This window comes from Streptomyces sp. NPDC045022 (assembly GCF_056432605.1).
The window spans coordinates 210970-225393 of record NZ_JBWKIR010000010.1; the positions used below are offsets into that span (position 1 = coordinate 210970).

The 14424-nt window shown below is 71.3% G+C and carries 14 protein-coding genes; 5 read left to right on the top strand and 9 right to left on the bottom strand.

What is annotated here, in order from left to right; all coding sequences use genetic code 11:
* Positions 1-7 precede the first annotated feature (7 nt).
* From AC07C1_RS20175 to AC07C1_RS20185, 3 genes are all read right to left on the bottom strand, one after another.
* A complete protein-coding gene (locus AC07C1_RS20175) occupies positions 8-1465 on the bottom strand; it encodes a peptidoglycan D,D-transpeptidase FtsI family protein (protein WP_478940719.1) in 1458 nt (485 codons plus the stop codon).
* A gap of 102 nt (positions 1466-1567) precedes the next feature.
* Entirely contained in the window at positions 1568-2038 is a 471-nt protein-coding gene (locus AC07C1_RS20180) for a GNAT family N-acetyltransferase (protein ID WP_478940721.1), read from the bottom strand.
* A gap of 27 nt (positions 2039-2065) precedes the next feature.
* Positions 2066-2836: an IclR family transcriptional regulator gene (locus AC07C1_RS20185; RefSeq protein ID WP_478940723.1), complete on the bottom strand. Its 771-nt coding sequence runs from the start codon at positions 2834-2836 to the stop codon at positions 2066-2068.
* A 155-nt stretch (positions 2837-2991) separates the two neighbouring features.
* On the opposite strand from AC07C1_RS20185, the gene AC07C1_RS20190 reads away from it, so the two are divergent.
* Both AC07C1_RS20190 and AC07C1_RS20195 read left to right on the top strand, forming a co-directional pair.
* Complete coding sequence (locus tag AC07C1_RS20190; protein ID WP_478940724.1) at positions 2992-4521, top strand: aldehyde dehydrogenase (NADP(+)); 1530 nt, start codon at positions 2992-2994, stop codon at positions 4519-4521.
* Between the two features lie 103 nt (positions 4522-4624).
* The gene (locus tag AC07C1_RS20195; protein WP_478940726.1) at positions 4625-5233 is read left to right on the top strand and encodes a DUF1349 domain-containing protein; all 609 of its coding nucleotides are present in this window, start codon (positions 4625-4627) and stop codon (positions 5231-5233) included.
* Here the strand turns inward: AC07C1_RS20195 and AC07C1_RS20200 are convergent.
* Positions 5193-6578, bottom strand: a complete 1386-nt coding sequence (locus tag AC07C1_RS20200; RefSeq protein WP_478940728.1) for an MFS transporter — start codon at positions 6576-6578, stop codon at positions 5193-5195. The two genes, AC07C1_RS20195 and AC07C1_RS20200, sit on opposite strands and share 41 nt — an antisense overlap.
* Positions 6579-6648: 70 nt before the next feature.
* Here AC07C1_RS20200 and AC07C1_RS20205 point away from each other — a divergent pair, with 70 nt between their 5' ends.
* The 3 genes from AC07C1_RS20205 (at position 6649) to AC07C1_RS20215 (ending at position 9587) form a co-directional block, all read left to right on the top strand.
* Entirely contained in the window at positions 6649-7614 is a 966-nt protein-coding gene (locus AC07C1_RS20205; protein ID WP_478940730.1) for a GlxA family transcriptional regulator, read from the top strand.
* A 96-nt stretch (positions 7615-7710) separates the two neighbouring features.
* Positions 7711-8430: a DsbA family oxidoreductase gene (locus AC07C1_RS20210; protein WP_478940731.1), complete on the top strand. Its 720-nt coding sequence runs from the start codon at positions 7711-7713 to the stop codon at positions 8428-8430.
* Positions 8431-8525: 95 nt separating this feature from the next.
* On the top strand, positions 8526-9587 hold the full coding sequence (locus AC07C1_RS20215) for an aminotransferase class V-fold PLP-dependent enzyme (RefSeq protein ID WP_478940733.1): 1062 nt from the start codon (positions 8526-8528) through the stop codon (positions 9585-9587).
* Positions 9588-9649: 62 nt separating this feature from the next.
* Here AC07C1_RS20215 and thpD read toward each other — a convergent pair whose 3' ends face one another.
* The 5 genes from thpD to AC07C1_RS20240 form a co-directional block, all read right to left on the bottom strand.
* Positions 9650-10546, bottom strand: a complete 897-nt coding sequence (thpD, locus tag AC07C1_RS20220; protein ID WP_478940735.1) for an ectoine hydroxylase — start codon at positions 10544-10546, stop codon at positions 9650-9652.
* 6 nt (positions 10547-10552) lie between these two features.
* The gene (locus AC07C1_RS20225) at positions 10553-10957 is read right to left on the bottom strand and encodes an ectoine synthase (protein ID WP_478940736.1); all 405 of its coding nucleotides are present in this window, start codon (positions 10955-10957) and stop codon (positions 10553-10555) included.
* Between the two features lie 45 nt (positions 10958-11002).
* Positions 11003-12274: a diaminobutyrate--2-oxoglutarate transaminase gene (ectB, locus tag AC07C1_RS20230; protein ID WP_478940738.1), complete on the bottom strand. Its 1272-nt coding sequence runs from the start codon at positions 12272-12274 to the stop codon at positions 11003-11005.
* Between the two features lie 68 nt (positions 12275-12342).
* Entirely contained in the window at positions 12343-12858 is a 516-nt protein-coding gene (ectA, locus tag AC07C1_RS20235; RefSeq protein WP_478940739.1) for a diaminobutyrate acetyltransferase, read from the bottom strand.
* 342 nt (positions 12859-13200) lie between these two features.
* The gene (locus tag AC07C1_RS20240) at positions 13201-14301 is read right to left on the bottom strand and encodes a pyridoxal-phosphate-dependent aminotransferase family protein (protein WP_478940882.1); all 1101 of its coding nucleotides are present in this window, start codon (positions 14299-14301) and stop codon (positions 13201-13203) included.
* Positions 14302-14424: the final 123 nt, after the last annotated feature.

A 14424-nucleotide genomic window follows, 5' to 3' on the forward strand; every position in this document is an offset into this window, starting at 1 on the left:
CCCACCGTCAGCCCTTCAACGCCGCCTGCATCATCGCCTTCGCCACCGGGGCCGCCAGCCCGTTGCCGCTGACCTCCGAACGCGCCGCGTCCGACTGCTCGACCATCACCGCGACGGCGACCTCCTTGTCGCTGCTGTCGGACTTGCCGTACGAGGTGAACCACGCGTACGGCGTCTTGCTGTTGTTCTCGCCGTGCTGGGCCGTACCGGTCTTGCCGCCGACCGTCACCCCGTCGATCAGCGCGTTCGTGCCCGTTCCGTCCTTGACCACCGTCTCCATGGCCGACTGCAGCTGCTCGGCGGTCGAGGAGCTGACGATCTCCTGGGTGTCCGCGCTGTCGTCGTAGTCCTTCAGCACCTCACCGCCACTGTCGGTGATCCGCGACACCATATGCGGTGAGACCAGCTTGCCGCCGTTGGCGATGGCCGCGGAGACCATGGCCATCTGGAGCGGGGTCGCGGTGACGTCGAACTGGCCGATGCCGGACAGCGCGGTCTGCGCCTCGTCCATGCCGGAGGGGTACACGCTCGGGTAGGCCCGCACCGGCACGTCCTGCTCCTGGTCGTTGAAGCCGAACTTCTCCGCCATGGCCTTCACCTTGTCCTGCCCGAGCCGGACGGCCAGATGACCGAAGACGTTGTTGCAGGAGTACCGCAGGGCGACCCGGATCGAGGCGTTCTTGCACGGCGCCGACTTGTTCTCGTTCGCCAGCACACGCTGCGTGCCCGGCAGGGTGTAGGGGTCCGGGCTGTCGGTGGGCTCGTCCACGTTCTTGTACAGCCCGTCCTCCAGCGCGGCCGCCGCCACGACCAGCTTGAACGTCGAGCCAGGCGGCAGCGGCTGACGCAGCGCGCGGTTGGTGAGCGGCTTGTCCTTGTCCGCGTTGAGCGTCTTCCAGGCCGTCCCGGCCGTGTTCGCGTCGGTCAGCGAGGACGGGTCGTACGACGGCGTCGACACCGCCGCGAGGATCTTGCCGGTCCTGGGGTCTATCGCGACGGCCGCGCCCTTGTTGCCGCCGAGCGCGCGGTACGCCGCCTTCTGCACGGCCGGCTCGATCGTCGTGAGTACGTTGCCCGGGTCGGCACGCCGGTCCGTGACGGTGTCCATCACGGTCTTCAGCCGGGTGTCCGTGCCGTTGAGCAGGTCCGTGTAGATGCCCTCCAGCTGGGTGGGCGCGTAGGCCTGCGACGCGTAGCCGGTCACCGCCGCGTACAGCTTGCCGTCCTTGTACGTCCGCTTGTACTTGAGGTCGCTGCCCTTCGTCCGCGCCGAGCCGGTGATCGAGTTCCCGGCCACGATGATGTTCCCGAGCGGCCGCGAGTACGTCTCGATCGCGTTCCGCCGGTTCTTGTTGTCGTCCGCGAGGGCCTTGCCGTCGTAGAACTGCACCCACGTCGCCCGGACCAGCAGGGCGAGCACGAGCAGCAGCGCGAAGACGGACGCCCGCCTGATCGTCTTGTTCATCCCGCTGGGAAGACGATCGAGAGGGGGGCGATCGTTCCCGTACGCCCGGCTTTCTCATCGAACGCTCAGGAAACCGGCCTTGTACGCGGCGATCACCGGGGCTCAGTCCACCAGGGTCAGGACGACCTCGTCGATCTCCCGGCCCCGCCCGCTCGCATAGCCGCGGGCCCTGGCCGTCTCCCGGAACCCGCACTTCTCCAGTACGCGCCGCGAGGCGGCGTTGTCGGCCGCCGCCCGCGCGTACAGGGGCCGCTCGGACACCTCCGCGAGCAGGGCCCGCAAGGCGGCCGTGGCCACGCCCCGGCCCCAGTACGCGCGGTCGATCCAGTACGTCACCTCGCGCTCGCCGGCCGCTCCGTAGACCGCCGCGTTGCCGGCCACGGCCCCGTCGGCCAGGACCGTGCGCAGCACCTCGGAGGAGCCTCTGAGGCGCTGCCAGTGGGCTGCGAAGGAGTCCCGGTCGTACGGCTTCTCCGGGCCGAACGCGGCCATCCGGACGGCCTCCGGGTCGGTCATCTGCCGGAAGAACACCGGCAGGTCACTGTCATCCACGGCCCGCAGCGCGATCTGCATGTGACCGAGCCTACGACCTCGCGGTGCTCAGAGCCGCCTGGTCGCCAGCGTCAGCCGGTCCCGCGCGTCGAACAGCGCGTCGCGGATCAGCTGTTCATGGGCGGGGGTCAGCCGCGCCACCGGGACCGAGCAGCTGATGGCGTCGCGGGCGGGCGTACGGTACGGGATCGCCACGCCGAAGCAGCGCAGGCCCAGCGTGTTCTCCTCGCGGTCCACCGCGAAGCCCTGCTCCCGGACCTGGTGCAGCTCCTCGATGAGCTTCTCCCGGTCGGTGAGCGTGTGCTCGGTGAGGGCCGGCAGGGTCTCCGGCAGCAGTTTGCGCACCTGCTCGTCGGTGTACGTGGCGAGGATGGCCTTGCCGAGCGAGGTGGAGTGGGCCGGGAGCCGGCGCCCGACGCGGGTGAAGGGGCGCAGGTAGTGCTGGGACTGGCGGGTGGCCAGGTAGACGACGTTGATGCCGTCGAGACGGGCCAGGTGGATGGTCTCCGTGGTGTCGTCGGAGAGCCGGTCCAGGGTGGGGCGCGCGGCGGCCACCACCTCGTCGCCGTCGATGTACGACGTGCCGACGAGCAGCGCCCGCACCCCGATGCCGTACCGGGTGCCCGTCGCGTCCGTTTCCACCCAGCCCAGCTCCACCAGCGTGCGCAGCAGCATGTACAGGCTGGACTTGGGGTACCCCACGGCCTCCTGGACGGCCGCGAGCGAGTGCATGCCGGGCCGGCCGGCGAAGTATTCCAGCAGTTCAACCGTCCGTACCGCGGACTTGACCTGCGCCCCGCCCGTGTCGCCTGCCGTCATCGCCCTTGACCCCTTCGTTCGCCGAGGACCTGGATATTGAGGACCCGGATATATAGTCTCCGAGCAGCCAATTCATCATCAGAGACAGTGTTCAGTATATCGAACGCGGCTGAGGGATGACCGACATATTGCGGCCTTACTGGGAGGGACCCGCGGTGGCAGCAGCACCAGTCTGGAGTGTCGACCCGCGCACCGGGAAGCAGCGGGAACAGGTTGCGGTGGAGGCCACAGCCCAGGAGGTGGACGCGGCGGTCCGGGCGGCCCACGCCGCCCGCGGCGGCCTCGCGGACCGCGCGGTCCGCTCGGCGTTCCTGCGCTCGGCCGCGGCGGGCCTGGAGGCCGCCAAGGACGGCCTGATCGAGACCGCCGACGCCGAGACCGCGCTCGGTCCGGTCCGGCTGACCGGAGAACTCGCCCGCACCGGCTACCAGTTGCGCGCCTTCGCGGACATCGTCGACGAGGGCGCCTTCCTCGACGTCGTCATCAACCACCCCGACGACACCGCGACCCCGCCGATCCCGGACCTGCGCCGTTACAAGGTCCCGCTCGGTGTCGTCGCCGTCTACTCCGCCTCCAACTTCCCCTTCGCCTTCTCCGTCGCGGGCGGCGACACCGCGAGCGCGCTGGCCGCGGGCTGCCCGGTCGTGGTCAAGGCACACCCCGACCACCCCGCGCTGTCCGAGCTGGTCGCCGAGGTGCTGCGCCGGGCCGCCGCCGAGCACGGCATCCCCGAGGGCGTCGTCGGGCTCGTGCACGGCTTCGAGGCGGGCGTCGAGCTGATCAAGCACCCGCTGGTCGCCGCCGCGGGCTTCACCGGTTCGGTCCGCGGTGGCCGGGCCCTCTTCGACGCGGCCGCCGCGCGGCCGGTGCCGATCCCGTTCCACGGCGAGCTGGGCTCGCTGAACCCGGTGCTGGTCACCGAGGGGGCCGCAGCCGAGCGGGCGGAGGAGATCGGCAGCGGGCTCGCCGGGTCGATGACCCTCGGCGTCGGCCAGTTCTGCGTCAAGCCCGGGCTGGTGCTGGTGCCGTCCGGGGCGGGCGGTGACCGGCTGGTGAAGTCCCTGACCGACGCGGTCGGCGACACCGGCGCCGGGGTGCTGCTCGACCACCGTATGCGGGACAACTTCATCGCCGGGGTGCGCGAGCGCGCCGGGCTGGAGGGCGTGGCGGCCCCGGTGACGCCGGGCGCGGGCGACGAGCACACGGTCAGCGCCGGGTTCCTGACGGTGCCGGCGGGCCTGCTGGCCGAGGAGGGGGCCTACGACCTGCTGCTGGAGGAGTGTTTCGGGCCGGTCAGCGTGGTGGTCCGCTACGAGGACGAGGATGAGGCGACGGCGGTCCTGTCCCGGCTGCCGGGCAACCTGACGGCGACGGTCCAGCTGTCCTCCGAGGAGGCGGCCGGCGGCGGCCGGGGCGCGGAGATCCTCGCCGAGCTGACTCCGCTGGCCGGGCGGGTGCTGGTGAACGGGTGGCCGACGGGGGTGGCCGTGGCGCCGGCCCAGCACCATGGAGGGCCGTACCCGGCGACCACGTCCACCTCCACGTCCGTGGGCGGTACGGCTGTCGAGCGGTGGCTGCGGCCCGTGGCCTACCAGAACGCCCCGGAGGCACTGCTGCCGGTCGAGTTGAAGGACGAGAACCCCCTGGGGCTTCCCCGGAGGTTCAACGGAGTTCTGGAGCGGTGACGCCGTAGGGGTGCGACGCGTCGGCGGCCGCGGTTCGTCGTGGCCGGCCGCGCGGTTCCCCGGGCCCCTCGGGTGACTCCCGGCGCCCTGCGAGAATTGGCCGATGGACGTGATACTTCCCGAACTGCCCTTCCTGCTGCGGACCTACGGGCCCGACGGGCACTGGGCCTACGAAGACGGTGTGCTGACCGGATGGGCCGGGTCCCGGCAGGACCGGTTCGTCACGCCCACCGGCGAGGCACTGGACCCGGCCTCCGACGCGCCCCGGCTGCTCGGGGCGCCCGAAGGCGACTTCCAGCTGATCGCGCGGGTCACCGTCGGGTTCCGTGCCGCCTTCGACGCCGGAGTCCTCTACGTCCACGTCGGCGAGCGGGCCTGGGCCAAGCTCTGCCTGGAGTACTCCCCGGACGTGCCCACCGTCTGCACGGTGGTCACCCGGGGGCACTCCGACGACGCCAACTCCTTCACGGTGGACGGCGGTTCGGTCTGGCTGCGGGTCAGCCGGACCGGGCGGGCGTTCGCCTTCCACGCCTCCCGGGACGGGGCGCGCTGGACCTTCGTCCGGCTCTTCACCCTGGGGGAGGAGAAGGAGACCGGTGCCGCGCTGGTCGGGTTCATGACCCAGTCGCCGCTGGGGGAGGGCTGTGTGGTCACGTACGACCACATCGAGTTCAGGACCGACTGGCCGAGCGACCTGCGAGACGGCAGCTGAGGGCGAAGGCCAGGACGAACAGGGCCGCGCCCAGCAGCAGGCTCGCCCGCATTCCGGTGGCGAAGCCGCCGTTCACCAGCGCGCCGAACACCGCGATCCCCAGTCCGCCGGCCACCTGCCGTGCCGCGTTGAGCACCCCGGCCGCCAGGCCCGCCCGCTCGGCCGGTACGGCGTCCATCATCACGGCCGTCAGCGGCGGGACGGTCAGCGCGCAGCCGAGGGCCATCGGGATGAGCAGGACGGCCACCACGGGCGCGGGCGTGCCGGAGCCGACGGACAGCAGGCCCAGCAGGCCGGCCACGGCCAAGGCCTGACCCGCCAGCATCGGCAGGCGCGGGCCGTAGCGGCCGGCCAGCTTTCCGGACACCACGTTGGTCACCGCGATCAGCCCGGACATCGGCAGGAACAGCAATCCCGTGTACAGCGCCGAACGGCCCTGCACCTGCTGGAAGAAGAGGGAGAAGAGGAACACCCCGCCGTAGAAGGCGACGCTGCACGCCGCCCCCGTCGCCATGGCCACCCGCACCGCCCGGTCCCGGAACAGGCCGATCGGGACGACCGGGTGCGGCTGCCGCCCCTCGATCCGTACGAACAAGGCGGCGGCCGCCACCGCCACGGCGAAGGCCACGACGCCCGGCGTACCGCCCTCGATGACCGCGAACGTCAGGCCCGTCAGCGTGACCACGGCCGTCAGCTGGCCCGGCAGGTCCAGGGGGGCCGGCCGGCGCTCGGAGCGCGGCGCGCGCAGCAGCAGGGCCAGGGCGACCGCGCCCAGCGGCAGATTGATGAAGAAGATCCCCCGCCAGTCCCACGCCGTGGTCAGCGCACCGCCCGCCACCGGCCCCAGTGCCACCGCGACCGAGCCCCCGGCCGCCCACAGCGCCACCGCCTTGGCCCGCTGCGCCGGATCGGCGTACGCCTGGCGTACCAGGGACAGCGAGGCGGGCAGCACGACGGCCGCCGCCACACCCTGCACCACCCGCGCGCCGATCAGCGCCGGCAGGGTCGGCGCCAGTCCGCAGGCCGCCGAGGCGAGTGTGAAGACGCCGATGCCCAGGGCGTACGCCCGGCTCGCCCCGGCCCGGTCCGCGAAGGCGCCCGTGGAGAGCATCAGGGCGGCGAAGGCGAGGGTGTAGGCGTCCACCACCCACTGCAGCCCGGACATCCCGCCGCCGAGCGAGGAGCCGATGGCCGGCAGGGCCACGTTCACCACGGACGCGTCGAGGGTGATCAGCGCGAAGCCCAGCAAGGCGGCGGTCAGGGTGCGGGCCGGCGTGTGCGCGGCCGGCGACCGGCGCCGCACTCCCGTGGCCTGAGGATCACCGAGGGTCTGGTTCGTTGACATGCCCCCATGCTGCGGATCTTCTCCCGCGTACAGTAGTGACCCGAATGCCACGCATCCGGAGGTTCTGGCCATGCTCCGTGTCGCGGTCGTCGCGTCGCCGCCCGTGTCGATGTTCAACCTCGCCATCCCCGAGCTGCTCTTCGACAAGGTCGAGGTCGGCGGACAGCCCGGCTACCAGGTGGTGATCTGCGCGCCCGACCCCGGGCCCGTGCCCACCACCGGCACCCTCGATCTGCAGGTGCCGCACGGCCTGGAGGTGCTGCGGGACGCGGACACGGTGATCGTGGCGGGCGCCGGCGAGCCCTCCTCGCCGGACCCGCGCGTGTTGGACGCCCTGCGCGAGGCCGCCGGCGCGGGGGTGCGCATCGCCTCCATCTGCACCGGTGCCTTCTCGCTCGCCGAGGCCGGTCTGCTCAAGGGCCGCAAGGCCACCACCTACTGGACACACGCCGAGGAGCTGCGCCGCCGGCACCCCGACATCGACGTCCAGGGCGATGTCCTATACGCCCAGGACGGCCAGTTCCTGACCTCCTCCGGCTACGCGGCCGGCATCGACCTGTGCCTGCACCTCATCCGCACCGACTACGGCGCCGCCGTCGCCAACGAGGTCGCCCGGCTCGCCCTGGTCGCCCCGGTCCGCCCCGGCGGCCAGACCCAGTTCACCCACACCCCGCTGCCTCCCGAGCGCGGCACCGCCTGCGCCGACACCCGAGGCTGGGCCATGCGCAACCTGGACCGGCCGCTCACCCTCACCGACCTGGCCCGGCACGCCGGAGTCTCGGTGCGCACCCTCACCCGGCGCTTCCACGCCGAGAGCGGGGTCAGCCCGTTGCAGTGGCTGCTGCACCAGCGCATCGAGCGCGCCAGGGAACTCCTGGAGACCACCACCCTGCCCATGGACCAGGTGGCGGCCGCCTGCGGCCTCGGCACCGCCGACTCGCTCCGTGCCCACCTGGTCCGCCGCACCGGCCTCACCCCGAGCGCCTACCGTGCCCAGTTCAGCCGGCACGGCACCGGCCCGCAGGCCGTGGCGTGATCCCGGTGACCGGGAATGCACCACGCTGATCGAAGGTTCACGTACCGGGTGGCGGGGAGAGCCCCCGTGCCCGTACGACCTGGAGAGAGCCGAAGAATGCGCGTCGAGATCTGGAGCGACATCGCCTGCCCGTGGTGCTACGTGGGCAAGGCCCGCTTCGAGAAGGCGCTGGCTGCCTTCCCGCATCGCGACGAGGTCGAGGTGGTGCACCGCTCCTTCGAGCTGGACCCGGGACGCGCCAAGGGCGATGTGCAGCCGGTGATCACCATGCTGACCGGGAAGTACGGCATGAGCGAGGCGCAGGCCCAGGCGGGCGAGGACAACCTGGGCGCCCAAGCCGCCGCCGAGGGCCTGGACTACCGCACCCGGGGCCGCGACCACGGCAGCACCTTCGACATGCACCGCCTGCTGCACCTCGCCAAGGAGCACGCCAGGCAGGACGAGCTGATCCAGCTCTTCTACCGGGCCAACTTCGCCGAGGAGCGGTCCGTCTTCACCGAGGGCGACGAACGCCTGGTGGAGCTGGCGGTAGCGGCCGGACTGGACGCCGGCCAGGTCCGCGCGGTGCTCGCCGACCCGAACGCGTACGCCGACGCGGTCCGTGCCGACGAGAGCGAGGCCGCCCGGCTCGGCGCGAACGGCGTGCCCTTCTTCGTCCTCGACCGCGCCTACGGCGTCTCCGGCGCCCAGCCCGCCGAGGTCTTCACCCAGGCGCTGACCCGGGCCTGGGGCGACCGCTCACCGCTGAAGCCGGTCGGCGCGGGTGACGCCGAGGTCTGCGGGCCGGACGGGTGCGCGGTCCCGCAGCACGGCTGAAACCGCAGGTCGGCGCGGACGTATAAGGCTTGCTAAGCGAAACCACGTAAAAATCCGCAATGGACGGGGTCCGCAGAGGGCCGCAGAGTGGTCCCATGAACACCACGGAGACGTTCGACAGCCTCGTCCGCGCCGAGTTCACCCCCAAGAGCAGCTACCTCAACACCGCGAGCAACGGCCTGCTGCCCGCCCGTACCGTCGCCGCCCTGCACGAGGCGGCGCTGCTGCGGGCCGAGGGCCGGCCGCTGACCCCGCTGTACGAGGACGTGGAGAGCTGCCGGGCCGCGTACGCCCGGCTGGCCGGTGTCCCGGCCGACCGGGTCGCGGCGGGCGCCTCGGTCGCCGCGCACACCGGTGTGATCGCCGCTTCGCTGCCCGCCGGCGCCGAAGTCCTGACGGCCGAGGACGACTTCACCTCCGTGCTCAACCCGTTCCACCTCCGTGGCGACCTCAAGGTGCGCACGGTCCCGCTGGAGCGGATCGCCGAGTCCGTCCGCCCGGGCACCGCGCTCGTCGCGGTCAGCGCGGCCCAGTCCGCCGACGGACGCGTCGCCGACCTGCCAGCCCTGCGGGAGGCCGCCCGCGCACACGGCGCCCGCACCTACGTCGACTTCTCCCAGGCCGCGGGCTGGCTGCCGATGGACGCGGACGCCTACGACTACACCGCGAGCGTCTCCTTCAAATGGCTGCTCGGCCCGCACGGCGCGGCCTTCCTCACCGTTCCCGAGGACCTCGGCGGACTGACCCCGCTGCTGGCGGGCTGGGTGGCGGCCGAGAAGCCGTGGGACAGCTGCTACGGACCGGTCGCGGAACTCGCCCGCTCCGCACGGCGGTTCGACCTCACCCACGCGCTGTTCACCTTCGCGGGCCTGCGCCGGTCCCTCGCCCTCGTCGAGGAACTCGGCGTCGCGGCGATCCACGCGCACGACGTGGCCCTCGCCGACCGGTTCCGCGCGGGACTCGCGGTCCTCGGCCACGAGCCGGTGCCCGCACCCGGCTCGGCGATCGTCTCGGTGCCCGGCCTCGGCTCCCGGCAGTCCCCGCTGAGCGAGGCGGGCATCGAGCTCTCCGACCGCGCGGGCAATCTGCGCGCGGCCTTCCACCTCTACAACACCGCCGCGGACGTGGACCGCCTGCTGGAGGCACTGTCCGGCTGACACCACCGGGCCGGGGCCTCCCGTCCCACACGAGGAGGCCCCGGCCCGGTGATCTCAGGCGGTCACTTCACCGGCGTGAAGTCCCGCGCTCCGATGAACTCCGGCCGGCGGACCGGCGCCGCGAACGGCTCCACCGCCGTGTTCTCCACGCTGTTGAACACGATGAAGACGTTGCTGCGCGGGAACGGCGTGATGTTGTCCCCTGAGCCGTGCATGCAGTTGCAGTCGAACCAGGTCGCCGAGCCGGCCCTACCCGTGAACAGCCGGATGCCGTGCTCGCTCGCCAGCTCGGTCAGCGCCTCGTCGGACGGCGTGCCCGCGTCCTGCATCTGCAGCGACTTCTTGTAGTTGTCCTCGGGCGTGGCCCCGGCACAGCCGAGGAACGTCCGGTGCGAGCCCGGCATGATCATGAGCCCGCCGTTGGTGTCGAGGTTCTCGGTCAGCGCGATCGAGACGGACACCGTGCGCATGTTCGGCAGGCCGTCCTCGGCGTGCCAGGTCTCGAAGTCCGAGTGCCAGTAGAAGCCGCTCGCGCCGAAGCCCGGCTTGACGTTGATCCGGGACTGGTGGACGTACACGTCCGAGCCGAGGATCTGCCGGGCCCGGCCGACCACCCGCGGATCACGCACCAGGTTCGCGAACACCTCGCTGATCCGGTGCACCTCGAAGACCGAGCGGATCTCCTTCGACTTCGGCTCGACGATGGAGCGCTCGTCCTCGCGGATCGCCGGGTCGGTGACCAGCCGGTCCAGCTCACGCCGGTACACCTCGACCTCGTCCGGGGTGATCAGCTGGTCGACGGCGAGGAAGCCGTCGCGCTCGTACGCCTGGAGATCGGCCGTCGGGATCGGGCCCGGGGTGTCCGGGGAGCCCCAGATGACCGGGTCCTGGCGGGGGACGGTCACCTCGCTGGTGCCGCGGGTCGGGTACAGGTCGGTGGCAGTGGTCGTGGTGGTCACTGGTCGTCACACCTCCTCGGGCTCGGTGAGCAGCGGATAGACGCCGTTCTCGTCGTGGTCCTCCCGGCCGGTCACGGGCGGGTTGAACACGCAGATGCAGTGGAAGTCCTCCTTGACGCGCAGCGTGTGCCGCTCGTGCCCGTCGAGGAGGTACATGGTGCCGGGGGTGATCGTGTACGTCTTTCCGGCCTCGTGGTCGGTCAGTTCGGCCTCGCCCCGGGTGCAGACGACGGCCTCGATGTGGTTGGCGTACCACATCGACGTCTCGGTCCCGGCGTACAGGATGGTCTCGTGCAGGGAGAAGCCGACCCGCTCCTTGGCGAGGACGATCCGCTTGCTCTCCCAGGTGCCGGACTGCGCCTTGACGTGCCGGTCGGTGCCTTCGATGTCCTTGAACGATCGGACGATCACGGTGCTGTTCTTCCTCCTAGGTGTACGGGCGGTGTACGGGCCTGGTCAGACGGTTTCCCGGACGGCACGCGCGAGGATGCTCAGGCCCTCGTCCAGCTCGTCGGGAGTGATGGTCAGGGCGGGCAGCAGCTTGACGACCTCGCCCTCCGGGCCGGACGTCTCGATGAGCAACCCCAGTTCGAAGGCCCGCCGGGCGATGCGCGAGGCCCGGTCCTTGCCGTGGAACTCCAGGCCCCACACGAGCCCGCGCCCGCGGTACTCCTTCACATCGGCGAGGTTCTCCTCGGTGATGGAGATCAGCGCCTGCTCGACCTGCTCGCCGCGGGAACGGGTCTGCTTCTCCATGGCCGCGCCGTCGGTCCAGTAGGTCTCCAGGGCCGCGGTGGCCGTGACGAACGCCGGGTTGTTGCCGCGGAAGGTGCCGTTGTGCTCGCCGGGCTCCCAGACGTCCAGCTCGGGCTTGAACAGGCACAGCGACATCGGCAGGCCGTAGCCGCTGATGGACTTCGAGACCGTGACGATGTCGGGCGTGATGCCCGCCTCCTCGAAGGAGAAGAAGGCGCCGGTACGGCCGCAGCCCATCTGGATGTCGTCGACGATCAGCAGCATGTCCTGCCGTTCGCACAACTCCTTGAGCGCGCGCAGCCATTCGGGCCGGGCGACGTTGATGCCGCCCTCACCCTGCACGGTCTCCACTATGACGGCGGCGGGCTTGTTCAGGCCGGAGCCCTGGTCCTCCAGCAGTCGCTCGAACCACAGGAAGTCGGGCACCTGGCCGTCGAAGTAGTTGTCGAACGGCATGGGCGTGCCGTGCACCAGCGGGATGCCGGCGCCGGCCCGCTTGAAGGCGTTGCCGGTGACGGCCAGGGAGCCCAGGGACATCCCGTGGAAGGCGTTCGTGAAGGACACGATCGCCTCCCGGCCCTTCACCTTCCGGGCCAGCTTCAGCGCCGACTCGACGGCGTTGGTGCCCGTCGGCCCCGGGAACATGACCTTGTACGGCAGGTCGCGCGGGCGCAGCACCAGGTCCTGGAAGGCCTGCAGGAAGGACCGCTTGGCCGTGGTCGACATGTCCAGGCCGTGGGTGACCCCGTCCCGGGACAGATAGTCGATCAACGCCCGTTTCAGCACGGGGTTGTTGTGGCCGTAGTTGAGTGAGCCGGCTCCGGCGAAGAAATCGAGGTACGCGTGTCCGTCCTCGTCGTACATCCGGCTGCCCTGCGCGCGGTCGAAGACGGTGGGCCAGCCGCGGCAGTAGCTGCGCACCTCGGACTCGAGGGTCTCGAAGACGCTGAGGTCGGGCTGGGTGATGGTCACGGTGAATCGCTCCTCGGTGGGCGGTGAAGTCGGGTCGGCGGGTCTGCGCGGTCGGCGGGTGCGCGCGGTCAGCGGGCCTGTGCGGTCAGCGGACCGATGCGGTACAGGACCTCGGGGTCGTGCGGGCCGTCCGGGAACAGGTCGGCGGGGAACAGCACCTCGCGCCCGACCTGCGCTCCGTGCCGGGCGGCGAAGGAGGTGAACAGGCGCTCGGAGGCGGTGTTGCCGGGGGTGATGGTCGTCTCGACGTCGGTGATGCCCCGCTCGGCGGTGAGCCGTGCGGTCAGCCCGTCCAGCAGCGCTGCGGCGACGCCGAGGCCGCGGTGGGCGGAGTCCACGGCCACCTGCCAGACGAGCAGGGTGCGGGGGCGGTCCGGCCGCACGTATCCGGTGACGAATCCGACCGGCTCCCCGTCCGCACCGCGCGCCACCGCAGAGGTGCCGGCGAAGTCCCGGCACCACAGCAGATAGCTGTACGAAGAGTTCAGGTCGAGGGTTTTCGAGTCCTTGGCGAGACGCCAGAGCGCGGCTCCGTCGGTCGTCGCCGGTCGGTCGATGAGCAGGTCTGCTGGTGCGGCAGTCATGCGGCACGAATTTAGCGAGGCGAATTCATAAATGCACGGGCGTTGCCGCTGTGCTGCACAGTGGCCTCTCCGAAATGCCCGGATTGACCTATGGCAAATCGGTACAGATATATTCCGCTGTGGATTGTGTCACAGCACCGAAACCGCCGGAAACAAGCCGGAAAACTTCCCCGTTTAGCCTTGCGGAAAGCGGGCAGGAGAAGACGGGAAGCTATCGTCCGGAGAATTGGCGGGAATTGTGAAACTAAATTCAATTCACGCGCCGATGGCCACGAGAGGGACGAAATTCCATCGCATACCGGCGGATCCGGGGGCGGAGCCCCCAGGGATCGCGCCCGACGGCTACCGCCAGGCGCCGTCCACGGCCCGCCCGGCCGCCGCAACGTCCACGGTCAACCCCTGCTCGGCCAGCGCGGCGCCCAGCGCCGCCAAGGACCCCCGCACCGCACCCGGCGTCGCATCGGCCCCGTAATGGTTGACCCGGATCATCTCCTTGGCCAGCGCACCCCCGCCCGCGGCCAGCGGCAGCGCCGGGTCGCTCTCCAGGGCCCGCGCCACCAGCTCGGAGGCCACCACCCCCGACGGCACCCGAAGAGTCGTCGCGACCGGCGCCGCATCCTTCTCCGCCTGCACATAAGGCTCCAGTCCACCGCCCAGTGCCACCGCGCCGGCCCGCGAAGCCAGCGCGGCACCACGGTGCCGGGCCATCACCGTGTCCAGGCCCGCCGACTCGAGGCGCTCCAGGCACGCCTGAAGCGCCAGCATCTCCAGCTGTGCGGGAGCGTGCGGCAGCGCCGTGCGGCCGGCGTCGATCCAGCGCTCCTTCCAGTCGAGCAGGGAGAGGTAGGAGCGGCGCGGCGCGTTCGGGTTCGCCGCCATCCGGGCCCACGCCCGCCCACTCACCGAGATCGCCGACACCCCCGCCGGGCCGCCCATCGCCTTCTGTGCGCCGATCACGCACAGGTCCACGCCCCACGCGTCCGGCAGCACCGGCTCGGCGCCCACGGAGGCGACCGCGTCCAGGTAGAACAGCGCACCCTGCTCCCGCACGACCTCGCCGATCTCCGCGACCGGGTTGGTGTTGCCGGTCGCCGCCTCCGCGTGCACCAGCGACACGAAGTCGATCTCCGGGTGCTCGGCGAACGCCTCCCGGATCTGCTCGGCGCCCACCGCCGTGTGGAAGGGGACGGCGATGTCGTACACCGTCGCGCCCGAGTCGCGGAGCCAGTTGCCGAAGGTCTGCCCGTAGGGGCCCGTGATCACGTTCAGGGCCACCGTGCCCGGACCGGCCGCCGCGCGGATCGCGCCCTCCAGCGGCAGCAGTGCCTCACCCTGCGTGATCAGGACGTCCTGCCGGGTGTCCAGCAGCCGGGCCACCGCATCCTCGATGGCGGCGAAGCGCTCGGCGCTCAGCGGGGGCAGGTCGAGGAAGGGGTGGGTCACGGCGGCGCTCTCTTCGCTCTCGGGGGTGGACTCCACCGATCTTAGGTCGAAGGGCTCCACGGCCATCGGTTTGGTTTGAGAGACTCAAACACTTCCTTATAATCGGAACCCACCGTTCCCCCA

Bases quoted from the DNA above. Each gene is read 5' to 3' on its own strand.
- AC07C1_RS20175 (WP_478940719.1), bottom strand. From the start codon at position 1,465: ATGAACAAGACGATCAGGCGGGCGTCCGTCTTCGCGCTGCTGCTCGTG.
- AC07C1_RS20180 (WP_478940721.1), bottom strand. From the start codon at position 2,038: ATGCAGATCGCGCTGCGGGCCGTGGATGACAGTGACCTGCCGGTGTTC.
- AC07C1_RS20185 (WP_478940723.1), bottom strand. From the start codon at position 2,836: ATGACGGCAGGCGACACGGGCGGGGCGCAGGTCAAGTCCGCGGTACGG.
- AC07C1_RS20195 (WP_478940726.1), top strand. From the start codon at position 4,625: ATGGACGTGATACTTCCCGAACTGCCCTTCCTGCTGCGGACCTACGGG.
- AC07C1_RS20200 (WP_478940728.1), bottom strand. From the start codon at position 6,578: ATGTCAACGAACCAGACCCTCGGTGATCCTCAGGCCACGGGAGTGCGG.
- AC07C1_RS20205 (WP_478940730.1), top strand. From the start codon at position 6,649: ATGCTCCGTGTCGCGGTCGTCGCGTCGCCGCCCGTGTCGATGTTCAAC.
- AC07C1_RS20210 (WP_478940731.1), top strand. From the start codon at position 7,711: ATGCGCGTCGAGATCTGGAGCGACATCGCCTGCCCGTGGTGCTACGTG.
- AC07C1_RS20215 (WP_478940733.1), top strand. From the start codon at position 8,526: ATGAACACCACGGAGACGTTCGACAGCCTCGTCCGCGCCGAGTTCACC.
- ectA (WP_478940739.1), bottom strand. From the start codon at position 12,858: ATGACTGCCGCACCAGCAGACCTGCTCATCGACCGACCGGCGACGACC.